Origin of the sequence: Nocardioides sp. Root240 (assembly GCF_001428825.1) — a bacterium.
In the GTDB taxonomy this organism is placed as follows: Bacteria; Actinomycetota; Actinomycetes; order Propionibacteriales; family Nocardioidaceae; genus Nocardioides.
This window is the reverse complement of record NZ_LMIT01000012.1, coordinates 124,612-147,834: the sequence shown is the minus strand read 5'-3', so window position 1 is coordinate 147,834 and position 23,223 is coordinate 124,612. Positions and strand designations below refer to the sequence as shown.

23 protein-coding genes are annotated in these 23,223 nt (G+C 72.4%); 16 read left to right on the top strand and 7 right to left on the bottom strand.

Annotation, left to right across the window (positions count from 1 at the left end; genetic code table 11):
• The first annotated feature begins 44 nt into the window (after positions 1-44).
• From ASE20_RS17100 to ASE20_RS17085, 4 genes are read left to right on the top strand one after another with little or no spacing between them, the layout of a single operon-like run.
• Positions 45-842 (top strand): SDR family NAD(P)-dependent oxidoreductase, encoded by a 798-nt coding sequence (locus ASE20_RS17100; RefSeq protein WP_056895787.1) that lies wholly within the window; start codon positions 45-47, stop codon positions 840-842.
• A gap of 8 nt (positions 843-850) precedes the next feature.
• A complete protein-coding gene (locus tag ASE20_RS17095) occupies positions 851-2,092 on the top strand; it encodes a thiolase family protein (RefSeq protein ID WP_056895786.1) in 1,242 nt (413 codons plus the stop codon).
• Between the two features lie 23 nt (positions 2,093-2,115).
• Positions 2,116-2,517, top strand: coding sequence for a hypothetical protein (locus ASE20_RS17090; protein ID WP_056895785.1), 402 nt, complete (start codon positions 2,116-2,118; stop codon positions 2,515-2,517).
• 46 nt (positions 2,518-2,563) lie between these two features.
• Complete coding sequence (locus tag ASE20_RS17085; protein WP_056895784.1) at positions 2,564-4,024, top strand: DUF1254 domain-containing protein; 1,461 nt, start codon at positions 2,564-2,566, stop codon at positions 4,022-4,024.
• A 206-nt stretch (positions 4,025-4,230) separates the two neighbouring features.
• Here the strand turns inward: ASE20_RS17085 and ASE20_RS17080 are convergent, their stop codons facing one another.
• Positions 4,231-4,950 carry a GAF and ANTAR domain-containing protein gene (locus tag ASE20_RS17080; RefSeq protein WP_056895783.1) on the bottom strand — a complete coding sequence of 240 codons (720 nt, stop codon included), beginning with the start codon at positions 4,948-4,950 and terminating at the stop codon, positions 4,231-4,233.
• 249 nt (positions 4,951-5,199) lie between these two features.
• Here ASE20_RS17080 and ASE20_RS17075 point away from each other — a divergent pair, with 249 nt between their 5' ends.
• Positions 5,200-6,096 carry a hypothetical protein gene (locus ASE20_RS17075; protein ID WP_157538539.1) on the top strand — a complete coding sequence of 299 codons (897 nt, stop codon included), beginning with the start codon at positions 5,200-5,202 and terminating at the stop codon, positions 6,094-6,096.
• Between the two features lie 18 nt (positions 6,097-6,114).
• Here ASE20_RS17075 and ASE20_RS17070 read toward each other — a convergent pair whose 3' ends face one another.
• Positions 6,115-6,603, bottom strand: a complete 489-nt coding sequence (locus ASE20_RS17070; RefSeq protein ID WP_056895781.1) for a winged helix-turn-helix transcriptional regulator — start codon at positions 6,601-6,603, stop codon at positions 6,115-6,117.
• Between the two features lie 18 nt (positions 6,604-6,621).
• Between ASE20_RS17070 and ASE20_RS17065 the strand changes: the two genes are divergently transcribed.
• Positions 6,622-7,908: an MFS transporter gene (locus tag ASE20_RS17065; RefSeq protein ID WP_056895780.1), complete on the top strand. Its 1,287-nt coding sequence runs from the start codon at positions 6,622-6,624 to the stop codon at positions 7,906-7,908.
• A gap of 9 nt (positions 7,909-7,917) precedes the next feature.
• Here ASE20_RS17065 and ASE20_RS17060 read toward each other — a convergent pair whose 3' ends face one another.
• A complete protein-coding gene (locus ASE20_RS17060) occupies positions 7,918-10,083 on the bottom strand; it encodes an MMPL family transporter (RefSeq protein WP_056895779.1) in 2,166 nt (721 codons plus the stop codon).
• 140 nt (positions 10,084-10,223) lie between these two features.
• On the opposite strand from ASE20_RS17060, the gene ASE20_RS17055 reads away from it, so the two are divergent.
• From ASE20_RS17055 to ASE20_RS17030, 6 genes are read left to right on the top strand one after another with little or no spacing between them, the layout of a single operon-like run.
• Positions 10,224-11,363, top strand: coding sequence for a sensor histidine kinase (locus ASE20_RS17055; protein ID WP_157538538.1), 1,140 nt, complete (start codon positions 10,224-10,226; stop codon positions 11,361-11,363).
• Positions 11,345-11,995: a response regulator gene (locus tag ASE20_RS17050; protein WP_200952850.1), complete on the top strand. Its 651-nt coding sequence runs from the start codon at positions 11,345-11,347 to the stop codon at positions 11,993-11,995. Before ASE20_RS17055 ends, ASE20_RS17050 begins: the two co-directional genes overlap by 19 nt.
• Before the next feature lie 31 nt (positions 11,996-12,026).
• Positions 12,027-12,647 (top strand): nitroreductase family protein, encoded by a 621-nt coding sequence (locus tag ASE20_RS17045; RefSeq protein WP_056895777.1) that lies wholly within the window; start codon positions 12,027-12,029, stop codon positions 12,645-12,647.
• Positions 12,644-13,093, top strand: coding sequence for a hypothetical protein (locus tag ASE20_RS17040; RefSeq protein WP_056895776.1), 450 nt, complete (start codon positions 12,644-12,646; stop codon positions 13,091-13,093). The genes ASE20_RS17045 and ASE20_RS17040 overlap by 4 nt, the downstream gene beginning before the upstream one ends.
• Positions 13,094-13,130: 37 nt before the next feature.
• Positions 13,131-13,535: a hypothetical protein gene (locus tag ASE20_RS17035; RefSeq protein WP_056895775.1), complete on the top strand. Its 405-nt coding sequence runs from the start codon at positions 13,131-13,133 to the stop codon at positions 13,533-13,535.
• A 13-nt stretch (positions 13,536-13,548) separates the two neighbouring features.
• Positions 13,549-14,028: a glutathione peroxidase gene (locus ASE20_RS17030; RefSeq protein ID WP_056895774.1), complete on the top strand. Its 480-nt coding sequence runs from the start codon at positions 13,549-13,551 to the stop codon at positions 14,026-14,028.
• Positions 14,029-14,104: 76 nt separating this feature from the next.
• On the opposite strand, the gene ASE20_RS17025 is transcribed toward ASE20_RS17030, so the two are convergent.
• Both ASE20_RS17025 and ASE20_RS17020 read right to left on the bottom strand, forming a co-directional pair.
• Complete coding sequence (locus tag ASE20_RS17025) at positions 14,105-16,477, bottom strand: MMPL family transporter (RefSeq protein WP_056895773.1); 2,373 nt, start codon at positions 16,475-16,477, stop codon at positions 14,105-14,107.
• A gap of 67 nt (positions 16,478-16,544) precedes the next feature.
• Entirely contained in the window at positions 16,545-17,135 is a 591-nt protein-coding gene (locus tag ASE20_RS17020) for a TetR/AcrR family transcriptional regulator (protein ID WP_056895772.1), read from the bottom strand.
• A 131-nt stretch (positions 17,136-17,266) separates the two neighbouring features.
• On the opposite strand from ASE20_RS17020, the gene ASE20_RS17015 reads away from it, so the two are divergent.
• Together ASE20_RS17015 and ASE20_RS17010 are read left to right on the top strand one after the other, a co-directional pair.
• Positions 17,267-17,776: a hypothetical protein gene (locus ASE20_RS17015; protein ID WP_056895771.1), complete on the top strand. Its 510-nt coding sequence runs from the start codon at positions 17,267-17,269 to the stop codon at positions 17,774-17,776.
• Between the two features lie 11 nt (positions 17,777-17,787).
• Complete coding sequence (locus ASE20_RS17010) at positions 17,788-19,305, top strand: flotillin family protein (protein ID WP_056895770.1); 1,518 nt, start codon at positions 17,788-17,790, stop codon at positions 19,303-19,305.
• On the opposite strand, the gene ASE20_RS17005 is transcribed toward ASE20_RS17010, so the two are convergent.
• Together ASE20_RS17005 and ASE20_RS17000 are read right to left on the bottom strand one after the other, a co-directional pair.
• Positions 19,302-20,000 (bottom strand): response regulator transcription factor, encoded by a 699-nt coding sequence (locus ASE20_RS17005; protein WP_056895769.1) that lies wholly within the window; start codon positions 19,998-20,000, stop codon positions 19,302-19,304. The genes ASE20_RS17010 and ASE20_RS17005 overlap by 4 nt on opposite strands.
• Positions 20,001-20,010: 10 nt before the next feature.
• A complete protein-coding gene (locus tag ASE20_RS17000; RefSeq protein ID WP_056895768.1) occupies positions 20,011-21,261 on the bottom strand; it encodes a sensor histidine kinase in 1,251 nt (416 codons plus the stop codon).
• A 156-nt stretch (positions 21,262-21,417) separates the two neighbouring features.
• Between ASE20_RS17000 and ASE20_RS16995 the strand changes: the two genes are divergently transcribed.
• Together ASE20_RS16995 and ASE20_RS16990 are read left to right on the top strand one after the other, a co-directional pair.
• Positions 21,418-21,720 carry a hypothetical protein gene (locus ASE20_RS16995; RefSeq protein WP_056895767.1) on the top strand — a complete coding sequence of 101 codons (303 nt, stop codon included), beginning with the start codon at positions 21,418-21,420 and terminating at the stop codon, positions 21,718-21,720.
• Positions 21,707-23,050 (top strand): cytochrome P450, encoded by a 1,344-nt coding sequence (locus tag ASE20_RS16990; RefSeq protein WP_225869129.1) that lies wholly within the window; start codon positions 21,707-21,709, stop codon positions 23,048-23,050. The genes ASE20_RS16995 and ASE20_RS16990 overlap by 14 nt, the downstream gene beginning before the upstream one ends.
• Positions 23,051-23,223 lie beyond the last annotated feature (173 nt).

The window sequence follows — 23,223 nt, the reverse complement described above, 5'->3', positions numbered from 1 at the left end:
GCGCCCGCCGTCTCGCACCCTCCCTCAGCAGAAGGACCCTGTTCATGACATCTCTCGCAGGCAAGGTCGCCGTCGTCACCGGCGCCGGCTCCGGAATCGGCCGTGCTCTCGCGGTCGAGCTGGCGAACCGTGGCGCGCGGGTCGCGATCTCCGACATCGACGCCTCCGGTCTGGAGCAGACCCGGGCGCTGTGCGGAGGTGCGGACGTGCGCTCCTACAAGCTCGACGTGTCGCGCGCCGAGGAGTTCACGGCGCACGCCGCCGAGGTGCTGGAGGACTTCGGCACCGTGCACCTGGTCTTCAACAACGCCGGTGCCACCCTCATCGGGACGCTCGAGCACACCGAGGTCGAGGAGATCGACTGGCTGCTCGGCATCAACCTGCGCGGCGTCATCTGTGGCACGAAGGCGTTCCTCCCCACGATGCTCGCCCAGCGCGAGGGCTGGATCGTCAACATCTCCAGCATCTTCGGCCTGGTCGGGTACGGCGGGCAGTCGGCCTACAACGTCACGAAGTTCGGCGTGCGGGGCCTCACCGAGGCGCTGTGGTCGGAGCTCGAGGGAACGGGCGTCGAGGCAGTGCTGGTCCACCCCGGTGCGATCGCCACGAACATCGAGCGCGCCGCGCGACACACGGTCAACGCCGGCAAGGTCGAGGCGGACCTCGCGGCGAGGACCGGGACGATGCTGGTCACGCCGCCGGAGGTGGTCGCCGGCAACATCCTCGACGGCATCGAGAACGGCCGCCGCCGGATCCTGACGGGCAAGTACTCCCGCTCGATCTTCTGGCTCACCCGGCTGATGCCCAACCGCTACCCGGCCGTCCTGAAGCGGATGGTCTGAGGCACCCCATGACGGACGTCTACATCGCCGGCATCGCGATGACGGTCTTCGGCCGGCATCCCGCCCGGTCGCTGGAGGACCTCGCCGGCGAGGCCCTCCGGGGTGCGTTGAGCGACGCGGGTTGCGACGTGAAGGACCTCGGCGCGGCCTACTACGCCGGCGTGACGAACGGGCCCCTGCAGGGACAGCTCTCGATCCCCGGCCAGGTCGTCCTGGGCAAGGTCGGCGTGGAGGGGATCCCCGTCTTCAACGTCGAGAACGCCTGCGCCTCGGGGAGCACCGCCGTGCACCTGGCCGTCCAGGGCCTGCGCGCGGGCAGCACCGACGTGGCCCTGGCGCTCGGCGCCGAGAAGATGAACGTCGCCGACAAGGCCCGGACGCTGGCCCTCTTCGAGGGCGGCTGGGACGTCTCGCGCGCCGACGAGAACTACGAGGCGCTGGTCCGGCTGGGCGAGGGCGTGACCGTTCCCGAGGGCTCGGAGTCGGACCGGCCGTACAGCCGGTTCATGGCGGTGTACGCCGCGCTGGCCCGTCACCACATGGCCACGTGGGGCACGACCGCACGCCAGATCGCCGCCGTGTCGGCCAAGAACCACCAGCACTCGGTGCACAACCCGTTGTCACAGTTCCGCACGCCGTACACGGTCGAGGAGGTGCTCGCTGCGCCGCCGATCACCCATCCGTTGACCCTGCCGATGTGCGCGCCGACCTCGGACGGCGCCGCAGCGGTGGTGCTGTGCACCGAGGAGGGCCTGCGCCGGATCGGGGCCGACCGGTCCCGAGCGGTCCGCGTGGCGGCCAGCGTGGTGCGGAGCTTCACGCACCGCACTGCGGACGAGTTCGAGCAGGGCGTCGGGCGGCGAGCGGCCCAACAGGCCTACGCCGACGCCGGGCTGGCCCCGTCCGACATCGACGTCGCGGAGGTCCACGACGCCTCGGCCGTCGGCGAGATCATCCAGGCCGAGAACCTCGGGCTGGTCCCCGACGGCATGGGCGGTCCCGCGGCCGAGCGCGGCGACTTCTCCCTCGGCGGCCGGATCCCGATCAACACGTCCGGCGGACTGGAGTCGAAGGGCCACCCGCTCGGTGCCACCGGGATCGGCCAGCTCTTCGAGCTGACCACACAGCTGCGCGGCGAGGCCGGACCCCGGCAGGTCGACGGCGCCCGGTGCGCCATCCAGGAGAACGGCGGCGGCCTCGTCGGCATCGAGGAAGCCGCTGTCGCCGTCCACATCCTCACCCACCCCTGATCGTCACGAGACCGGAGATCACCATGCCCGCCCGTCAGGCCCGGATCCTGTTCCGCACGGCCGCGCTGTTCAACGCGGCCGCCGTCCTGCTCTTCCTGCCCGCGCTCGGCCTCGCCGAGGACCTCGGCCTGCGCCCAGTGCCCACCGACACGGTCTTCTCGCACATCGGCATCGCGGCCATCGGGCTGTTCGGCGTCGGCTACTGGATGGCGGGCGGTTCGCCTGACCGGAACCGCGGCATCGTCCAGCTCGGCCTGGCCGGCAAGGTCCTCGTGGTCGCGATCGTCGCCGGCCACCTCGTCGACGGGACGGCCAACGGGCGCCTGACCGCGGTGGTCTCCGGCGACGTCGTCTTCAGCCTGCTGTTCGCCTGGTACCTCGTCGCGACCAGGGTCCCGGCGCCCGCCCGGCCCCCGTCCGGCTGACCGCCACCGACAACCCGACCCCTCACCCCGAAAGAAGGAGCACCTCGTGCACCAGCACACCCCCCGGCGGCTTCGCCGGCTCGTCACCGCCACGACGCTGGCCCTGGCCACGCTCGGAGCCGCGTCCACCCTCGCCGGCACGGCGTCGGCCGACGCCACGTCCGACTACGACCGCGGCTACGCACTCGGGCTGGAGGCCTACAAGTACGGCCTGCCGCTGCTCGAGGTCGACAAGACCCAGCGCCTCCAGACGAGTGTCGACATCAGCAACGGGCACGGCTACGGACCCGAGAACCAGTTCAACGCCTTCCGGGACTTCTCCGACCCGGCCGACCACTGGGTGGTCTCTCCGAACCTGGACACTCTCTATGCGACGGCCTGGCTCGACCTCAGCGACGGCCCGATCGTGATCACGATCCCCAAGGTCAAGGGGGATCGCTACTGGAGCCTGCAGATGCTCGACCCCTACACGGAGACGTTCGGCAACCCCGGCTCCGTCCAGGGAACCGAGCCGGGCGCGTACGCGCTCGTCGGTCCGGGGGACGCCGCGACCGTCCTTCCGAAGAAGGTGACCAGGATCCGGTCGGCGTACGACCGGGTGCTGATCATCGAGCGCATCTACGCCGACAACGGCGACCCCAAGGACATCGAGAAGGTCCGCGACCTGCAGGACAAGTTCACGATGGTGCCGCTGAGCGCGTACCCACGGAAGAACTGGCAGCCTCCCGTGCCGGCCGACCCCGACACCACGATCGACCAGCAGTCGCTGCCGACCGGCATGGCCTACTTCGACAGGCTCGGTGAGCTGCTCGCCGAGTTCCCGCCCCCGGCGGCCGACCAGGCCGAGATCGACAGGATCGGCGCGATCGGGGTCGGCCCGGGCCGGACGCCGTCCACCGATCCCACACTCAGCCCGGAGACGGTCGCCGGCATGACGGCCGCAGTCGCGGATGCGCGGGGGCGGATCGCCGCCGACACGCAGGCGCTGCACGCGACGTCGTTCCCGACGCACAACGGCTACCTGACGCTGGCCGCCGGTACGTACGGGACGAACTACCAGCTCCGCGCGATGGTCGCCCAGATCGGCCTCGGTGCGCAGACACCCGACCAGGCGATCTACTCCCTCGGCTTCGCCGACCGGCTCGGCGCCCCGCTGTCGGGCAACAAGAGGTACGTCATCCACCTGCCGGCCGGCTGGGCCCCGCCCGTCGACGCGTTCTGGTCGGTGACCATGTACGACGCCGCGCAGTACCTGGTCGAGAACGAGATCGACCGCTACGTCATCAACGACCGCTCGGACCTCCAGCGGAATGCCGACGGCTCGATCGACCTGTACGTCCAGAGCACGCCGCCGAGCGACCCCGCGCAGGCGCAGAACTGGCTGCCCGCGCCCGCCGGCTCGTCGTTCCGGCTGGGCTGGCGCCTCTACGCCCCGACGCCCGACCGGATCGCCGGGATCGTCGACGGCACCGGCTGGAACCCGCCGGCGATCATGCCGGCGTCGTAGGAGCCCGCTCGGTTCGGGTGACCCGAACCTGATCCCGACGAGGGTCCCGGTCGAACGACCGGGACCCTCGTTGTTCGCGGGCTTCCTCGGGGGGCGGCCCCCACCGGCCGATTGTTGGACCGGAGGGGGCCTGACCACCGTCCGTCCGCATGCGGCAATCGTGTGGCTGTCCGCGCCGTACCCGCTCGGGTCGGGCGTACCCCGCGTCAGTCGGAAGCGGTCTGACCCACGTCGCTGTCGGCGACCACCCGGCGCGCGACCTCGGCGAGGCGGACGTTGAGGTGGTTGGAGGCGGTGCGGAGCTTCTCGAACGCCTCGGCGTCGCTGATGCCCTCGGTCACCATGAGGACCCCGACGGCCTTGCCGATCTCGCGGTTGTTGATGAGTCCCTCGAGGAGGTTCTGCGCGCCGGTCTTCTCACGGGCGGCCGTGATCGCCACCGAGGCGAAGGAGGCGAGAATCGCGCCGACCTCGGCCCCCTCCTGGGTCAGAGCGCCCGCCGTGTCGGAGAAGAGATTGAGCGCGCCGACCTTCTGCGGTCCCGCCGAGATCCGGTAGCCGACCATCCCGCGGACGGGGGTCTGGGCCAGGACCCGCTCGGCGAGCCGCGGCCAGGTGGGGTTCCGCGTGATGTCGGGGTCGCAGTCGAAGCGATCGGTCAGTATCGCGTCGACGCACGGGCCCTCGCGGACCTCCCACTCGGTGCGGTCGATCAGCGCCGCGACGTCGTCGGTCGTCGCCTCGAGCGTCGGGGACCGGCCGGCGCTGATCGTCGTGATGCACGCGTGGTCGCAACCGGGGACGACCTGCACGGCGATCCGGCAGATCTCGTCGTAGATGCCGGCGAAGGACTCACCCTGGTAGACGAGCTGAGCGAGCTGCTGGAAGGCAACAGCGGCCTGGTCCAGTGGAACCGAGCTGGTCATCGCCACCCACCTCCACGAATGCTGTGGTGCGTTCATCGGCACCGTCCAACACCGACCCATTTCTCGAGCCGCGGAGGAAGTATCGCACGGGGCTCGGTGAGCGAGGGATGGCCATGGCACCGGATCGGTGACATAGTCGAGAACGGCTCAAACAGTGCGGGCCACCCCAGGTCGACGACCCGCGGCAGGCGTTCCACGAGGACGCCACCGGGATCCTCGGTCGCGACCTCCTCTCGGGGTGGATTCCACATGGCACTCGATTTCGTCGTTCCCGGCCGGTTGATACCGGTCCTCCAGCACCATGACGTGGAGCAGGTACGGCGCTCCGCCCGTCAGGTGGCGGACCGTGCGCGGTTGGGCGCTCCTGACCTGGCCGCCCTCGCCCAGCACGTGACCGAGATGGCCACGGGCCTGGCCGCCGCCAGCGGAGGCTGGGTGAGCGTGCGCGACCTCGGCCCGGTCGGCGGGCCCGGCGTGGAGGCCACGGCCTTCGGCCGGGCGGACGCCCTGACCGACGCGGTCACCCCGACGTGGAACCGCTTCCCGGCGTCGCCGTCGGAGGCCGGGTCGGCGTACGTCACGGGGCTGGTCGCCGCCGCGGACGACGCGGGTGGTGCCCACGGCTGGCGGGCGTGGCACGGGCCGACGAGCCTGGGCATCCTGGTCTGTGCCGCCGTCGACGGAGGTCCGCAGGGCGCGCAGCTGCTGGAGCGCGCACTGTCCTTCCCCGCCGTGACCACGCCACGAGCGACCCTCCGGGTGCTCCACGGGATGCTCGCGGGCACAGCGGGTGTCGCCGCGGCGGCCATCGAGGTCGACCTGGCCGCACGCACCGCGCGGGCGGCCTCGGTGGGGGACGTCGTCGTCGACCTGCTGGCCGACGGGGTCCGGACGGTGGCCCCGGCACGCTGCGGCGTGGTCGGCGTGGGGAGCAGGCCGCCGGGCCTGCGGGGGGACGAGGTCACCGTCGGGTGGAGCCGCGGGCTGTCCGTCGTCGTCCACACCGCCGGCATCGAGGGCGACGGGTGGACCGCGACCGGTGGTGCGGGAGCGCACCCGGCGTTGCTGTGCGCCCGGCTGATGCAGGAGCACCGCACGGCCGCGGAGGACGCCTGCGTGGTCGCCGTCCGGGTGGGTCTTCCCTGACGATCCCCGGCCGGGGCCTCAGGCGCCCGCCGGCCGCAGCTGGTGCTCGGTCCCCAGCCACGGCTTGACCCACGTCATGTCCTCCGGCCGCAGCGGCTCGCCGCAGGACGAGCAGCGCTCGCCGTCGGTGGTCTCCCGGCCGCAGGGCTGGTGGACCAGCGCCATGTGAGCGCCACCGTCGGGCTCGACGGTGTGCTTCTCGCCCCAGATGGCGAGGTGGTGCAGCAGGGGGAGCAGGTCCGCGGCGGCGGGGGTGGCGACGTACCGCTGCCGGGTGCGGCCGCCGCGCTCGTAGTCGACGACGTCGAGCAGCCCCGCCTCGCGCATGGCGCGCAGGCGGCGGGAGAGCACCGCCTCGGAGATGCCGAGGTTGTCGCGCAGCTGCTCGAACCGGCCGGTGCCGTGGAGCACGTCGCGCACGATCAGCAGCACCCACGGGTCCCCGAGGACGTCGAGGGAGCGGCGGATCGGGCAGTACTCCGTCGACCAGTCCGAGCGCAGCGGCATGCCTGCTAGCGTAGCGCCGTGACTTCGTTGAAGAAAGCCAGCCACCTGCACCCCGCGTGGGTCGTGGCGGCGGTGGCCTTCCTGGCGCTCGTGGGCGCCGCCGGGTTCCGGGCCGCGCCGGGCGCGCTGATGGTGCCGCTGCACGACGAGTTCGGCTGGTCGACGAGTGTCATGTCGCTGGCGGTGAGCATCAACCTGCTGCTGTTCGGCCTGACGGCGCCCTTCGCGGCGGCCCTGATGGACCGGTTCGGCGTACGACGGGTGGTCGCCTCCGCCCTGACCCTCGTCGCCCTCGGGTCCGGTGGCAGCGTCCTGATGACCGCGTCGTGGCAGCTGATCGTCTTCTGGGGCGTGCTGATCGGGCCGGGCACCGGGTCGATGGCGCTGGTGTTCGCCGCGACCATCGCGAACCGGTGGTTCGAGCACCGCCGCGGCCTGGTGATGGGTGTGCTCACGGCCGGCTCGGCGACGGGGCAGCTGGTGTTCCTGCCGGTCGTGGCGAGCCTCGCCGACGGTGCGGGCTGGCGGCCGGCCTCGCTCGTGGTCGCGGCGGCGGCGCTGGCCGTCGTACCCGTGGTGTGGCTGGTCGTGCGCGACCACCCGGAGGACCGTGGCGTCCGCCCGTACGGCGCTGCGGAGGACTGGACGCCGCCGGCGCGGCACGTGGGCGGCGCCACCCGCCGCGCCCTCGAGGGCCTGGCCTTCGCGAGCAGGCAGCGCGCGTTCTGGGCGCTGGCCGTGGCGTTCGCGATCTGCGGGGCGACGACCAACGGCCTGATCGGCATCCACTTCATCCCCTCGGCCCACGACCACGGGATGTCCAGCACCACGGCCGCCGGCCTGCTCGCCGCGGTCGGGGTCTTCGACATCGTCGGCACGATCGCCTCGGGCTGGCTCACGGACAAGTTCGACCCGCGGGTGCTGCTCGTCGCCTACTACCTGTTCCGCGGCCTCGGTCTGCTCCTGCTTCCCCAGCTGCTCGCCGCGAGCGTGCACCCGAGCATGGTGCTGTTCATCGTGATCTACGGCCTCGACTGGGTCGCGACCGTGCCGCCGACCGCGGCCCTGTGCCGCGAGATCTTCGGGGACCGCGGCACGATCGTGTTCGGCTGGGTGTTCGCCTCGCACCAGATCGGGGCGGCCGTGGCGGCCCTCGGAGCCGGCGTGATCCGCGACGGCTTCGGGACCTACACCTACGCCTGGTGGGCGGGCGCGGGACTCTGCGCCATCGCCGCGGTGCTGTCGGTCGTGGTCGGCACGACGGCGACCGACCGCGAGCCGGAGCCCGCGGTCGGCACCACCTGAGCCGGACCCTCAGCGCCCGACCGGCACCAGCAGCTGGTCGGGGAGCTGACCGGGTGCCACCACCGGTCCAGGGGTACGACGCCGGCGCGGCCACGCCCGGTCGCCGAGCAGCACCAGCACGGCCGGCAGCACGACCAGACGGATGAGGGTGGCGTCGACGAGGATCGCGGCCGCGAGGCCGACGCCCATCATCTTCATCTCCAGCATGGAGAGGGTCGCGAAGATGGCGAACACCGACACCATCACCGCCGCGGCGCTGGTGATCACGCCCGCGGTGTCGGCGATCCCGCGGTGCACGGCCTGGCGGACGGGCAGCCCGCCGTCGACGAGCTCACGGACCCGGCTGAGCACGAACACGTGGTAGTCCATCGAGAGGCCGACCAGCACGACCAGCACGAACACGGGGATCCAGTCGATCACGAAGCCGGGGCTGGTGAAGTCGAGCAGGGACTCGCCGACGCCGTGCTGGAAGACGATGGACAAGATGCCGAAGGCAACGCCGACCGACGCCAGGTTGAGCACGGTCGAGACCACGCCGAGCAGCACGCTGCGGAACGCGGCGATCATCATCACCATCGTCAGCAGCAGCACGAACCCGAGCAGGATCGGCATCCGCTGGCCCTGCTTGGTCGCGTAGTCGAGCGACTCGGCGGCGCCTCCGCCGACGTACACGTGGGCGCCGTCGAGGGAGTCGAAGACCTGCGGGACCAGGGAGGTGCGCAGCCGCTCGATCGCCGTGGTGGCGCGGTCGTCGGACTCGTCGTACGGCAGGGCGAGGTCGATCACCGACGTGCGTCCGTCGGCGGAGGCCTGCACCGTCGCGCCACTGGTGACGAAGCCGTCCTGCCCGGCCGCGGTGGCGAGCTCCTGGAGGCCGGCCGCCGCGGCGGGGGCGTCGACACCTGTGACGACGACCTGCGCGGAGGTCCCTTCCGACGGGTACGCCGCCGTGATCGCCCGCAGCGTCTGCACCGCCGGGATGTCGTGGGGCAGCGTCTCGGCGCTGGCCTGGTGGGTCTTCATCGACAGCGCGGGCACGGCGAGCGCGAGGACCACGGTCGAGGCGACGACCAGGGCGGCGACGGGGTGCCGGACCACCGGGCCGAGCAGCCGTCCGCTGATCGAGCCCGTGCGGGTGCGTCGGGTGAGTCGCCACAGCAGCGGGACCCGCGGCCGGTCGACCCAGCGCCCGAGCTTGGCGAGCAGCGCCGGCAGCACGGTGATCGAGCCGAGCACCGCGACCGCGACGACGATGATCGAGCCGGTCGCGAGCGAGTTGAAGGTGACGTCGGTGAGCACGAAGAGCCCCGCCAGGGCGGCGATCACGGCCCCGCCGGACACGAGGATGGCGTGGCCCGAGGTCTCTGCCGCGATCGCGACGGCATCGATCGTGGTCCTGCCGGCGGCGCGCTCCTGCCGCTCGCGCTTGAGGTAGAACAGCGAGTAGTCCACGCCGACGGCCATGCCGATCAGCACGATCATGCTGGTGACGGTGGACTCGGCCGGGACCAGGTAGGACACCGGGGCGCTGATGCCGATGGTGGCCGTGACGCTCGTCGCCGCGAGCAGCACCGGCAGCCCGGCCGCGACGAGGGCGCCGAACGCCAGGAGCATCAGCACCAGCGTGATCGGCAGGCTGATGAACTCCGCCGAGTGCAGGTCCTCACCGACCCGCTCGTCGATGGCGGCGTCGATCGTGACGTCGCCCGCCTGCGCGACCCGGAGGTCCGGATGCGCGGACTGGACGGCGGCCGTCGCGTCGAGCAGCGGGTCGGCGTCGACCTCGTCGGACGTCAGCTCGACGGGGACCATCAGCGCCGTACCGTCCTCGCTCGGCACCGGCTCGCCGACGTCCGCGACGCCGGGCAGGCCCGCCATCCGCGACGTGACGTCGGCCGCGGCCGAGCGCGCCGCGGCCTGGTCGAGGGACCCGGACGCGGCGGTGATCAGGACGTTCTCGGTGGGCGGGTGGTCGAGGCCGGACCCGTCGAGCAGCGCCTCGGCCCTCCCGGAGTCGCCGACGCGGTAGTCGGCGTCGGAGACCTCCTTCGTGGGGACGGCCATCGCCAGGCCGACGGCGACGACGACGAGCAGCAGCCAGGCGCCGATGGCACGCCACGGGTGGGTGGCGCTCCAGCGCGCGGCGCGGCTGGGCAACGCGGAGAGGTGGGACATCGCGGGACTCCTCGGGGGCTTCAAGGTCGGTACCGACGAGCCTGTCGTCGTACCCGCCCGGGGTCAGGGGTGGTGCGTCCCGACCGGTGGTGGTGCCTGCACCACTGCCCTCCCGACCGAAGTCACGACAGGATGGGGCGGTGAGCAGGTGGCCCGAGCACGACGTCGAGGCGCGTGCCGGCCGCTGGGCGGTGACCGGGTACGCCGCCCTGCAGGTCCTGCTGTTCGTGCCCGTCGTGGTGGCCTTCGTGCTCGTGGTCGTCAGCGCCGCCCTCGTCGTGGTCTGGCTCGGTGTGCTCCTCCTCGCCGGCCTGCTGCCGGTCATGCGCGGCCTCGTCGGGTGGCACCGCACGATGTCCGGCCGGATCCTCGGCGCGCCGACGACGGCGCCGTACCTCCCGCTCCCGGGCGGCCCGATCGCCAACCTCCAGGTGCGCGCGGCCGACCCGATGACCTGGCGGGACCTGCTCTGGATGCTGTGGGCGATGAGCGTCGGCTTCGTGGTCTCGCTGCTGGCGGTCGTGCTCCTCCTCGGCGTCGTGACCTGGCCCGTGTGGTGGTACGGCGTCGGCCCGCTGATGCGCGCCCGGGCGTGCGTGGACCGGGCGCTCCTGACGGTCGGGCGGACCGAGCACCTCGAGCGCCGCGTGCAGGCGCTCACCGAGTCGCGGGCGGTCGTCGTCGACCACTCGGCCGCGGAGCTTCGCCGGATCGAGCGGGACCTGCACGACGGCCCGCAGGCCCGGCTGGCGGCCGTCTCGCTCCACCTCGGCCTCGCCGACGACCTCTTCGAGTCCGACCCGGACGCCGCGCGCCGGCTGATCAACGAGGCCCGCTCGACCTCGTCGGCGGCGCTCGGCGAGCTGCGTGACGTGGTCCGGGGTGTGCACCCGCCGGTGCTCGCCGACCGCGGCCTGACTGGCGCGGTCTCGGCGCTCGCGCTCGACATGGCGCTCCCGGTCGAGCTCGCGCTCGACGTACCGGACCGGTTGCCGGCGCCCGTGGAGTCGGCCGTCTACTTCACGGTCGCCGAGTGCCTCGCCAACGCCGGCAAGCACGCCGGCGCCGACCAGACCTGGATCAGCCTGCGGCACGCCGACGGCGTCCTGCGCGGCGAGGTCGGCGACGACGGTCGCGGCGGCGCGGACCCGAGCACCGGGTCCGGTCTGCAGGGGATCGCCGCCCGCCTGGCCGCGTTCGACGGCATCCTGTCGGTGTCCAGTCCGGCCGGTGGGCCGACCGTCGTCCGTTGGGAGGTCCCGTGCGCCCCCTCCGCCTAGTCCTCGCCGAGGACCACGCGCTCCTGAGGGCCGGCCTGACCCAGCTCCTGGAGGCCAAGGGCTTCGAGGTGCTGCACGCCGTCGACAACCTGCCGGCGCTCGAGCAGGCGCTCACCGACCCCGAGGCCGACGCGGCCGTGGTCGACGTCCGGATGCCGCCGACGTTCACCGACGAGGGCCTCCGCGCCGCGATCGCCGCCCGCACCCGCCGTCCCGGCTTCCCCGTGCTCGTGCTGTCGCAGTACGTCGAGCAGCTCTACGCCCGCGAGCTGCTGGCCAGCGGCGAGGGTGCCGTCGGCTACCTCCTCAAGGACCGCGTCTCCGACGTCGCCGAGTTCGTCGACGCCCTCCACCGGGTCGCCGACGGTGGCACCGTGCTCGACCCGTCGGTCGTGGCCGCAGTCCTCGAGCGCCGCCGCGACACCCCGCTGGAGCGGCTCACCGACCGTGAGCGCGAGGTGCTCGGGCTGATGGCCGAGGGCCGCGCCAACGCAGGGATCGCGCAGGCGCTCGTGGTGACCGAGAAGGCCGTCGCCAAGCACATCAACAGCATCTTCACGAAGCTCGACCTGCCCGCCGACACCGACGACCACCGCCGGGTCCGCGCGGTGCTGGCCTACCTGCGCGTCTGAGTCCGGGCCCAGCGCCCGCGATACTCGACCCATGAACCCGGTCGCGATCGCCGAGCCGCTCCGCTCCCGCTGGAGCCCCAGCGTCTTCGACGCCCAGCACGAGCTCACCGACGCCGAGATCACCCGGTTGCTCGAGGCCGCCCAGTGGGCGCCGAGCTCGGGCAACCGCCAACCCTGGCGGTACGTCGTGGCGACCCGCGGCAGCGCGGCGCACCGGGTGCTGGTGCCGCACCTGAGCCGCGGCAATTCCGGTTGGGTACCGCGTGCATCCGTGGTCTTCTTGTCGGTCGTCGTGCTGGGCACCGACGGCGACGAGCTCAAGGACGTCCTGATCCCGGCCCACGACGTCGGCCAGGCTTCCGCGCACCTGACCCTGCAGGCGCACGCGATGGGCCTGCACGCCCACCAGTTCGGGGGTTTCGACCACACGGCGGTCGCCGCCGGGCTCGGCATCCCGGACGACGCCCGGGTGCTGGCCGGCATCGCGGTCGGCGTGCGCGGCAATCCCGAGGAGGTGCCCGAGCGCGACGCCGAGCGCGACCAACGGGCCCGCAGCCGGCGCCCCCTCGCCGAGACCGCGTACGACGACCGGTGGGATCACCCGTGGCCCGGTCTCGCTCCTTCCGGACCCACCACCGCCGAGCAGGGATGAGGCCCGGCAAGGGCCCGTTCGTCGCGCTGCTCCTCGTGGCGGCCGTGGCCAACCTGCCCTTCGTCCACCACACCTGGCAGCAGTGGCGGATCGACCGCGACGGCGTCCACGTCACCGCGGAGGTGACCGGCACCGACGTGCTGCGCTCGGACCACTACGTCGTCCGCCTCCGCCTGCCCGAGGACATCGACCCGGACCGGCGGACCTGGCCGATCGAGGTCGACCGGTCGGCGTACCGGACGGCGGAGGACAGCGGCGAGATCGGCGTGACCGTGCTGCCCGGCCACCCGTCGGCGCAGCGCGTCGACGGCGAACGGGCCGACGCGCTGGGCTGGATCATCATCGGCGCGGTCGACCTCCTGCTGGTCCTGCTGGCACTGCTGCTGTGGACCGTGCGCCGCCGCATGACCTCCGACGTCATCGCCGGGAGCACCTCCGAGGAGTGAGGCTCGGGGTCAACCGATCCGTCCCGAGGAGGACACCATGACCACGATCACCGCTCCCCGCACCGCTCCGGCCCTCGCCCGTCGTACCCGCCTGTGGTTCGGGGCCGACGCCGTCGTCACCGCCACCAACGCGCTGGCCTACCTCGTCCTCGCCGGACCGCTGGCCGACCTGCTCGGGGGCGAGGCGGGTGCCTACCGCGAGCTCGGCCTCTTCATGGTCGGGTACGCCGTCGTGGTCGGCCTGTACGCCCGCAGCCGGATGCCCTCCGGTGCCGGCTGGGCGATCGTCGCCGGCAACGCGGTGGGGGTCCTCGCCTCGCTCGAGATCGCGGTCACCGGCGCCTTCGGCCTCGAGAACGCCGGCCGGGTCTGGGCCGTCGCGCAGGCGCTCGTCGTGGCCGACCTCGCGCTGCTCCAGGCGCGCTCGCTTCGGGCGCGCTGACACACTGGAGGCCATGACCACCCTCCACGACTTCTCCGCCACCGCCATCGACGGCAAGCCCGTCGAGTTCTCGTCCTACGACGGCAAGGTGGTGCTGGTCGTCAACACGGCCTCGAAGTGCGGTTTCACCCCCCAGTTCGAGGGACTGCAGGAGCTCTACGACACGTACGGCGACCGCGGCTTCACCGTCCTGGGCTTCCCGTGCGACCAGTTCGCCAACCAGGAGCTCGACGGCGACGACGAGATCGCCGGCTTCTGCCAGAAGAACTACGGGGTGACCTTCCCGATGTTCTCCAAGATCGACGTCAACGGCGACGAGACGCACCCGGTCTACCAGTGGCTGAAGTCCCAGAAGGGCGGCCTGATCGGCGGCGGCATCAAGTGGAACTTCACCAAGTTCCTCGTGGGTAAGGACGGCCAGGTCATCGGCCGCTACGCGCCGACCACCAAGCCCGAGAAGATCGCCGGAGACATCGAGAAGGCCCTCGGCTGAACCGGACCCACCCGCAGGTACGACGAAGGTGCCGCCCCGGTGGGGGCGGCCCCTTCGTGCTGTGCGGACCCGGGCGTCAGACGCCGGCGAGCTCGCGGTCCTGGTCGAGGTCGTCGTCCAGGTCGCCCGTCGGACCGGCGGAGGCCGGGTGGCGCTCGAGGGACTCACCCTCGACGTCCACGTTCGGCAGGACCCGGTCGAGCCACTTCGGCAGCCACCAGGCCTTCTCGCCCAGCAGGTAGAGCGTCGCGGGGATCAGCACCAGCCGGACGATGAAGGCGTCGAACACGATGGCCGAGGCCAGCGCGAATCCCATCGACTGCACGATCGGCTCGCTCTGCAGCATGAAGGCCGCGAACACCGCGATCATGATGGTCGCCGCCGCGGTGACGACGCGGGCACTGTTGCGGAAGCCGTCGACGACCGCCTCGCGGGTGCTCATGCCGTGGACGTGCGCCTCGCGCATCCGGGTCACCAGGAACACCTGGTAGTCCATCGCCAGGCCGAACACCAGGCCGATCAGGAAGATCGGCATGAAGCTCACGATCGGCTGCGGCTCGAAGAGCCCGAACATGCCCTCCTGGAAGACCGCGACGGTCGCGCCCAGGGTGGCGAGCACCGACAGCAGGAAGCCGAGGGTCGCGGTCAGCGGCACCAGGATCGAGCGGAACACCAGCATCAGCAGCAGGAACGCCAGGCCGATCACGATCGCCAGGTAGATCGGCAGCGCCGAGCTGAGGCGGTCGGAGATGTCGGTGGTGATGGCGGTCAGGCCGGTGATGCCGATCGTCGTACCGGTGTCGGACTCGATGCCCGCCTGGCCGTCGCGCAGCGCGAGGAGCAGGTCCTGGGTGGCGGTCTCGTCCGGGCCGGAGGACGGGGTGACCTGGATCATCGCGCCGGTGGCGGCCGCGGTCTGGTTGCCGTCGGCGTCGTAGGTCGCGTTGGTCGCGACGACCTGGGCGTTGGCGACGTCGGGCAGGCCGTTGATCCAGCCGGTCACGTCGTCGAAGGCGCGGTCGCGGCCGCCCTCGGCGACGTCGGTGGCGTCGACGACGGCCAGCAGCGGACCCTCGCGACCGGGGCCGAAGTGCTCGGAGATCAGGTCGGAGGCCTGGCGCTGCGTGGTGGCCGGTGCGGCGGTGCTGTCGGTCGGGAACGCCAGGTGCAGGTCCTTCAGCGGTACGGCGAGCGCGCCGAGGCCGATCACGACGACGGCGGCGAAGGCGACCGGGTAGCGACCGACGGTGCGCGCCCAGCGCACGCCGTTGTTGAGGATCTGACCGGACTCGTCACGCCGCGGCTGGTAGCGGCGTACCCGGCCACCGAAGGCCTTGGACTTCAGCATGCCGAGGACGGCGGGCAGCAGGGTCAGCGCCACCAGGACGGCGACGAACACGGTGGCCGCGGCAGCCAGGCCCATGGCGGTGAGGAACGGGATGTTCACCACGGCGAGGGCGGACAGCGCGATCAGCACGGTCAGGCCGGCGAACACGACGGCCGAGCCGGCGGTGCCGACGGCGATGCCGATGGCGTGCTCGCGGTCGTCGGTGTGGTGCAGCTCGGTCCGGTAGCGGGCGAGGATGAAGAGCGCGTAGTCGATGCCGACCGCGAGGCCGATCATCGAGGCCAGCATGGTCGTCGAGGAGTTGAGGTCCATCAGCGCGGTCATCGCGGTGACACCGGACAGGCCGATGCCGACGCCCATGACCGCGGTGACCAGCGGCATGCCGGCGGAGACGAGCGAGCCGAAGGTCAGCACCAGCACGACGAGCGCGACCGCGAGGCCGATCAGCTCCGAGGTCATGCCCATCTCGGGCTGGGTCTTCGAGCCGGCGCCGTTGACCTCGGCGGTGAGGCCGGCGTCGCGGGCGGCGTCGAGCGCCTCGTCGAGCTGGTCGATGCTGGCCTGCTCGACGTCGGCGGGCGTCTTGACGTCCCACGAGAAGGTCATCAGGCCGACCCGGCCGCCCTCGGCGGACGGCGAGACGGCAGCGGCGTCGGCCTTCGCAGCGGCGACGTCGCCGTCCGCGGCCTTCGCCCTGTCGACGTACGCCGAGCGCTGGGCGTCGGCGAGCTCGACGGGGTTGCCGAGGCTGGGGTTGGCGGCGGCGTCGTCCGACATCTGCGGCAGGGCGCGGATGTCGTCGACCAGGTCGGCGACGACCGGGCCGTAGGTCTGGTCGTCCAGCGTGTGGCCGTCGGGCGCGACGAGCACGACGTTGACACTGGCGTCGTCGAAGGCGTCCCCGGAGGCCGGGAACAGCTCCTTCTGGATCTGCGCGGCCTTCTCCGAGGGGATGCCGGGGATGCTGAACTCGTCGGTGAAGGGCTTCGCGACGGTGCCGGCGAGACCGCCGACGACGACGGCGAGCATCAGCCAGGCGGCGATGAAGAACGGCCAGCGCCGGTAGGCGGTGGAGCCGAGCTTGGCGAGCAGGCGGGCCATGGTGAGGTCTCCTGGTGGGTGGTGCCCGGGGTCTCCGGACGGGATCGGGTGGGGAAGGGGCGGAACGTCAGGCGAGGGTGCTGCGGATGTCGGCGACGCAGTCGTCGAAGTGCTCCGAGAACGTCCGGTCGGCATCGGCCGCGAGGCGCTCGAGGGCGTCGTCGAAGCAGGTGATGAGGACGCGCAGGATGGTGCGGACCCGGAGGTCGGGGAAGTCGTCGCCCTCGCGTTGGCGGATGCAGTCGCCCAGCAGGGTGGCGGCGACCTCGAAGCGTTCGTGCACCAGCTGGATGAGGCGCGGGTCGTTCATGATCGCCTCGCGCACCGCCGGCAGGTGCTGCTCGTTGCCGGCCTTCTCGCGGGTCGCCTCGTGGGCGAGCACGAGCAGGTCGTCGAAGAGCCGCCCCGTCGGGCCGCCGGCGACGAAGGCCTCGACCTGCAGGTCGTCGACCTCCGGCTCCGGGCCGAGGACGACCTCGGCCTTGCCGTCGAAGTAGTTGAACACCGTCCGGCGCGACACGTCGGCGGCAACGGCGAGGTCGTCGATGGTCCAGCCGTCGAAGCCACGCTCGACCGTGAGCTGCACCGCGCACTGCTGGAGGCGCAGCGCGGTCTGGTACCGCTTGGCCTCCCGGCGGTTCGTGCACAGTTCGCTCATGAGTGCATCTTTGCACCCACTGGGCATATGGTGCAACTTTGTGACGGCCGTCACCCGGTTTCCGGTGAGTGTTCACTGGATACGATCTGCGCATCCCCGCCGGACCTCCGGCCCGACAGCCCGGAGTGTGCGTGACCGTCTTCCTCGTGCTCGGCCTCGTCGGTCTCGGCGTGCTGCTGCTCTCGCTCGTGGCGGGCGACGTGCTCGACGGCCCGTTCCACGCGCTCGAGGCCGACTGGATCTCGACGGCTGCGCTCGGCGGCTTCGTCTCCGCCTTCGGCTTCGGCGGCGCGATCGCCGACGGCACTGGTGCGCCGCTGCCCGTCTCGCTCGCCGTCGGGGCCGGGTCCGGCGTCGTGGTCGGCTGGTTCGCGCTGTGGCTGACCCGGCTGGTCAAGGACGGCCCGAGCGACGGGACCGTCTCGATCGGCGACAGCGTCGGCCAGGTCGCGAAGGTGATCACCGCCATCCCCGCCGAGGGGTACGGCGTCGTACGCGTCGTCGTCGGCGGTCACCCCCTGCAGCTGAACGCCAGCGCCCACCTGCCCATCGAGGCCGGTGCCCAGGTCAACGTGACCGGCGTGCTCTCCCCGACCGCGGTCAGCGTGACCGAGGTCTGGCAGTCCCCCTCCCCTGAGTGAAAGTGGAAGCCATGAATACCGCCGTCTGGGTGCCGATCGCCGGCATCGTCGTCCTCCTGGTGCTGCTGGTCCTGCTGGTCACCAGCCGCTACAAGGTCGCCGGACCCAACCAGGCGTTCATCGTCACCGGCCGCAAGGGCAAGGCGGTGATCAACCCGGAGACCGGTGAGCTGACCACCGACCTGTCCGGCCAGAAGGTCGTCCTCGGTGGCGGTGTCTTCGTGGTGCCGTTCGTGCAGAAGCTGGCCACGATGGACCTGTCCAGCCGCCGCATCTCGGTGCAGATCCGCGGCGCGGTCTCGGGCCAGGGCATCAAGCTCAACCTCGACGGCGTCGCGATCGTCAAGGTCGGCGGCAACGCCGACCAGATCCGCCTCGGCGCGCAGCGCTTCCTCTCCCAGCAGGGCGACATCGAGACGTTCACGCAGGAGGTGCTGGCGGGTGCGCTGCGCTCCATCGTCGGCGGCCTGACCGTCGAGCAGATCATCCGTGACCGGGCGGCGTTCGCGCAGCGCGTGGCCGACGAGTCCGAGAGCTCGCTCACTGGTCAGGGCCTGATCCTCGACGCCTTCCAGATCCAGGACGTCACCGACGACGGCACCTACCTGGCCGACCTCGGTCGACCGGAGGCCGCGCGCATCCAGCAGGCAGCGGCCATCGCCGAGGCCAACGCGCGCCAGGCCGCCGAGCAGGCGCAGATCGCCGCGGAGCAGGAGATCGCGGTCGCGCAGCGCACGCTCGCGCTCAAGCAGGCCGAGATCAAGGCCGAGACCGACGCCGCCGCCGCCCAGGCCGCCGCCGCCGGTCCGCTGGCGCAGGCCGAGCGGGACCAGGCGATCTTCGCCGAGCAGGAGAAGGTCGCGGTCCAGCAGGCCGCACTGACCGAGCGCCAGCTCGAGACCCAGGTCCGCAAGCCGGCCGACGCGGAGCGCTACCGCGTCGAGCAGGAGGCCGAGGCCCGTCGTACCGCTGAGATCGCGGCGGCCGACGCCCGCAAGGCCGCCACCATCGCGGCCGCGCAGGCCAAGGCGGAGGAGACCAAGCTCAGCGGTGAGGCCGAGAAGGGCCGCCGTGCCGCGCTGGCCGAGGCCGAGGCGATCGAGGGCATCAAGCGAGGCGAGGCCGAGAAGGGCCGTCGTCTCGCGGAGGCCGACGCGACCCGCGCCGAGGGTGAGGCGCAGGCCGCCGCCACCTTGGCCATCGGCCAGGCCGAGGCCGAGGCGATGGACAAGCGGGCCGAGGCGTTCGCCCACTACAACGACGCCGCCGTCCTGCAGATGCTGATCGAGGTGCTGCCGCAGATCGCCAAGGAGGTGGCCTCGCCGATCGCCGCGATCGACCAGCTCACCGTGCTGTCGACCGACGGCGCCAGCGCGCTGCCCAAGCAGGTCACCGACAACGTCACGCAGACCCTGCAGATGCTGAAGACCGCGACCGGCCTCGACCTCGAGGCGCTGATCAAGAAGTCGGTCGGCAACGCCACCGACGGACTGACGCCGCCGGCGCTCGACGGCTCGGCAACCTCCTAGGCGCTCCCCGGCGCGACCAGCCCGTTGTCGTACGCGTAGACGATGGCAGCGGGCCGGTCGCGCAGCCCTAGCTTGGTGAAGATCCGCCCGACGTGGCTCTTCACCGTCAGCTCGGAGATCACCAGCTCGTCGGCGATCTCGCCGTTGCTCCGGCCCAGCGCGATCGCCCGCAGCACCTCGAGCTCGCGGGCGGTCAGCGGGTCGGTCGCCGCGCTGCCGCGACGCGGCGCCGCCGGGGTCGTCGTCCGGAACTGCTGGAGGACGCGTCCGGTCACCGACGGGTCGAGCCAGTGGCCGCCGTCGGCGACCGTGCGCACGGCGCGGATCAGGTCGTCGGCCGAGGAGTCCTTGAGCAGGAAGCCGGACGCGCCGGCGCGCAGCGCGCCGGACAGCATCTCGTCGTCGTCGAAGGTCGTCAGCACCAGGACCGCCGGCCCGTCGGGGCGGGCGACGACGCCGGCCGTGGCGGTGATCCCGTCGACGCGCCGCATCCGGAGGTCCATCACCACGACATCCACGCCGGGGTCCTCGCCGTCGGCGAGACCGTCCAGCGTCGGCGCCACGTCGCCGCCGTCACCGCACTCGGCGACGATCTCGAAGCCGTCGCGCCGGCGCAGGATCCGCCGCAGGCCGGAGCGGACCAGCTCCTGGTCGTCGACGAGGACGACGCGGAGCAGTCGGTCGGGCGCGGTCATGCGGGGTGGCTCATGTCAGTCCTGGCTTCCTGATGGTGCGGCCGCAGGGCAGGTCGACGGCGAACCGGCCGACCGGGCCAAGCCGGACGTCGACGACCCAGCCGTCACCGTCCGGTCCGGCCTCGAGGGTGGCGCCGAGCTGAGCGGCGCGGGCCTGCATCCCGGCCAGGCCGGAGCCGAGGCCGTCGCCGCGGACCCGTCCCGCCGGGAGCGGGTTGGTGATGCGCAGGTGGGTGCCGGTGCCGGTGCCGTTGACGCGGAACCGGACCTGCGCGTGCGCGTCGGCGCCGCCGTGCCGCGCGACATTGGCCAGTGACTCCTGGGCGATCCGGTAGAGGCCGAGGCCGGTGGCGTCCGGCAGCGTGGCGGGATCGCCCTGCTCGTCGTACTCCACCCGGAGGCCGGCGCCGCTCATCTCGCGCACGAGTGCGGCGATGTCGGTCGCGCTCGGCAGCGCGTGCCGCTCGGAGGCCCCGGTCGCCATCGCACTGACGGTACGGCGGATGTCGGCCATCGCCCGGCGTCCGACCTGCTCCGCGTCGGCCAGCGCGGCGTCCACCTCCGCCACGGCGTCGGCGGTCTCCTGCGGACTGGCGGCGTCGCCGACGTCGCGGAGCGCACGCCGGGCGCCGGTGACCTGGAGCAGCGAGACGCTGAGGGAGTGCGCGACGAGGTCGTGGATCTCGCGGGCGATGCGCTCGCGCTCGGCGACGGTGGCCTGGTCCCACGCCTGCTCGCGGGCGCGTCGCTCGGCGATCAGCGCGCGCATCTGCCACAGCAGCATCGAGCCGACGACGAAGCCGAGCAGGAGCACGAAGGTGTAGAGCGGGGCGCCGTCGAGGCCCGGCCCGAGCGCGGCGCCGATCAGCACGACCTGCGCGATCGCGGCCACGGACAGCCCCTCGCGGACCCCGTCGCGGGCGGTGATCTCGGCGGTCGCGAGCGCGAGCATCGCAGGCGCCAGGTCCACCGGTCCCTCGGGCGGGCGGGACAGCAGCAGGCAGGCCGCGACGACGGTGCCGAGGATGTCGACGTACCAGGGGAGCCAGCGGCTGGTCGTGAACTGGATCGCCGCGGAGGCCATCACCAGCGGCACGCAGACCAGCAGTGGGTCGAGCGGCCAGAGCGCGTCGCGCAGCGCCAGGCTGACGACGACCGACAGCACCTGCCCGAGGTGGGAGACCAGCGGCACCCACCACGGGTAGAGGATCTGGTGCCGGTCGAGGTTGGCCTCGATGCCGGCGCGCAACCAGCGCAGCATGACCCCCAGCCTAGGGAGCGCGCGGGGCGCGGTCATCCCGCCGGGGGAGGGCGGTCGACTCCTCCCCAGGTAGGACGCGAGGTGCCTGCCGTCGACCGATGTCCGGCGGGTGCGGGCGCCGTAGGTTCGGTGCATCAACAATCGACAGAGAGGTCGGTGAGCACGATGACCTGGAGCGAGACGCACCGCCGCTGGCAGGCACTCCGCGCGGTCGAGGAGGAGCTGGCGCGCACCGAGTCGCCGGTCCTGCCCTGGCGCGAGGAGTACGCCGAGCTGTTCGGTGACCGGGCCGGGCTGCTGGCCGCCCTGCGCTACCGCTGGGAGCTGACGGTCAACACCCAGATGGACACCCACCTGCCCGAGCGCGAGCTCGAGGAGCACCGGCTCCGCCTGGCCCGCCGGGCGCGTGGCGTGCTCCGGGTCCTCGTCGCCGAGGACGTCACGCGTGTCGTCGCCTGACCTGCGCCGCCGTGGGCGGGTCCTCGCGGACACCCCGCGCTCCTTCGCCGCCTGGACCCTGGCCCACGGCCTGCAGCGGGCGTTGATCCAGCGCGGGGCGCGCAAGGGCGACCTGATCAGCCGGATGGTGATGGACCCCGCGCTGCGGCTCGACCCCTACCCGGCGTACGAGGAGCTGCGCGCCCGCGGCGCGGTCAGTGCCAACGGCCTGATCTCGGCCAGCGTCGACCACGCGGTGTGCAACGAGGTGCTCCGCAGCGATGCGTTCGGCACCGCCGGCGGGCAGGGCGAGCTGCCCAAGCCGCTGCAGTGGCTGCACCACCGGGTGATCGACCCCGACACCCTCGGCCCGGTGGACCCGCCGTCGATGCTCGCGGTCGACCCGCCGCTGCACACCCGCTACCGCAAGCAGGTCGCCCGCGCCTTCACCGCCCGCAAGGTCGGCCGGATGGGGGACCGGGTCGACTCCGTCGCCGCCGAGCTGCTCGACGAGCTGGCCGGCTCGACCGGCTTCGACCTGATCGACGCCTACGCCTCGCAGCTGCCCGTGACGGTGATCGCCGACCTGCTCGGCGTACCCGCGTCGGACCGGGAGCGCCTGCTGGTCCTCGGCAACGAGGCCGCCGTGACCCTCGACCCCGGCCTGTCCTGGAAGCAGTTCCGTCGCGCCGAGGTGGCTCTCCGCGAGATGCACACCTGGTTCCGCGGCCACGTCGAGCAGCTCACCGCGAACCCGGGCGACGACCTGATCAGCCAGCTGGTCCAGCTCGACGGCCCCGACCGGCTGGACCCGGTCGAGCTCCACCAGGTCGGCCTGCTCGTCCTCGCCGCCGGCTTCGAGACCACCGTCAACCTGATCGGCAACGCCGTCGCGATGCTCGACGGCCACCCCGACCAGCTGCGCTGGCTGCAGGAGAACCCCGACGGCTGGGGCAACGCCGTCGACGAGGTCCTCCGCCACCAGCCTCCCGTCCAGCTGACCCTGCGCATCGCGCTGCGCGAGACGGAGGTCGCCGGGAAGACGTTCCTGCCCGGCCACGGCATCCTGCTGTACGTCGGCGGTGCCAACCGCGACCCGGCGGTCTTCACCGATCCCGCGTCCTTCGACGTCACCCGCCCGAACGCCGACCAGCACCTCTCCTTCTCCGCCGGGGTCCACTACTGCCTCGGCGCCAGCCTGGCCCGGCTCGAGGCCGCGGTCGCGCTGCGGGCGCTCTACGAGCGGTTCCCGGACCTGCACGTCAGCGGGCGGGGCGAGCGACGACCGACGCGGGTGCTGCGGGGCTACGAGCGGCTGCCGGTCGCGACCGGGGTGCCCGTCGACGCCTGAGGTCGCCTCGCCGCTCCCCGCGCCGCCCGACTGCTTGTAACTCGGTGTTGCGGAGTACTGCCACGGAGTCCTGACCGGTCAGGACTCCGTGGCAGCTCTCTCTAACACCGAGTTACAAGCAGTCGGTGGCGTACGCCCGCGGTCCGGCCATCGCACGACCGGTGACGCCCGTC

Excerpts from the sequence above, each read along its gene's own strand:
- ASE20_RS17040 (WP_056895776.1), top strand. The coding sequence starts at position 12,644 with ATGAGGCCCGGCAAGGGCCCGTTCGTCGCGCTGCTCCTCGTGGCGGCC.
- ASE20_RS17000 (WP_056895768.1), bottom strand. The coding sequence starts at position 21,261 with ATGCTGCGCTGGTTGCGCGCCGGCATCGAGGCCAACCTCGACCGGCAC.
- ASE20_RS17070 (WP_056895781.1), bottom strand. The coding sequence starts at position 6,603 with ATGCCGCTGCGCTCGGACTGGTCGACGGAGTACTGCCCGATCCGCCGC.
- ASE20_RS17045 (WP_056895777.1), top strand. The coding sequence starts at position 12,027 with ATGAACCCGGTCGCGATCGCCGAGCCGCTCCGCTCCCGCTGGAGCCCC.
- ASE20_RS17035 (WP_056895775.1), top strand. The coding sequence starts at position 13,131 with ATGACCACGATCACCGCTCCCCGCACCGCTCCGGCCCTCGCCCGTCGT.
- ASE20_RS17010 (WP_056895770.1), top strand. The coding sequence starts at position 17,788 with ATGAATACCGCCGTCTGGGTGCCGATCGCCGGCATCGTCGTCCTCCTG.
- ASE20_RS17025 (WP_056895773.1), bottom strand. The coding sequence starts at position 16,477 with ATGGCCCGCCTGCTCGCCAAGCTCGGCTCCACCGCCTACCGGCGCTGG.
- ASE20_RS17080 (WP_056895783.1), bottom strand. The coding sequence starts at position 4,950 with ATGACCAGCTCGGTTCCACTGGACCAGGCCGCTGTTGCCTTCCAGCAG.
- ASE20_RS17005 (WP_056895769.1), bottom strand. The coding sequence starts at position 20,000 with ATGACCGCGCCCGACCGACTGCTCCGCGTCGTCCTCGTCGACGACCAG.
- ASE20_RS17090 (WP_056895785.1), top strand. The coding sequence starts at position 2,116 with ATGCCCGCCCGTCAGGCCCGGATCCTGTTCCGCACGGCCGCGCTGTTC.
- ASE20_RS17100 (WP_056895787.1), top strand. The coding sequence starts at position 45 with ATGACATCTCTCGCAGGCAAGGTCGCCGTCGTCACCGGCGCCGGCTCC.
- ASE20_RS17060 (WP_056895779.1), bottom strand. The coding sequence starts at position 10,083 with ATGTCCCACCTCTCCGCGTTGCCCAGCCGCGCCGCGCGCTGGAGCGCC.
- ASE20_RS17075 (WP_157538539.1), top strand. The coding sequence starts at position 5,200 with ATGGCACTCGATTTCGTCGTTCCCGGCCGGTTGATACCGGTCCTCCAG.
- ASE20_RS17095 (WP_056895786.1), top strand. The coding sequence starts at position 851 with ATGACGGACGTCTACATCGCCGGCATCGCGATGACGGTCTTCGGCCGG.
- ASE20_RS17020 (WP_056895772.1), bottom strand. The coding sequence starts at position 17,135 with ATGAGCGAACTGTGCACGAACCGCCGGGAGGCCAAGCGGTACCAGACC.
- ASE20_RS17030 (WP_056895774.1), top strand. The coding sequence starts at position 13,549 with ATGACCACCCTCCACGACTTCTCCGCCACCGCCATCGACGGCAAGCCC.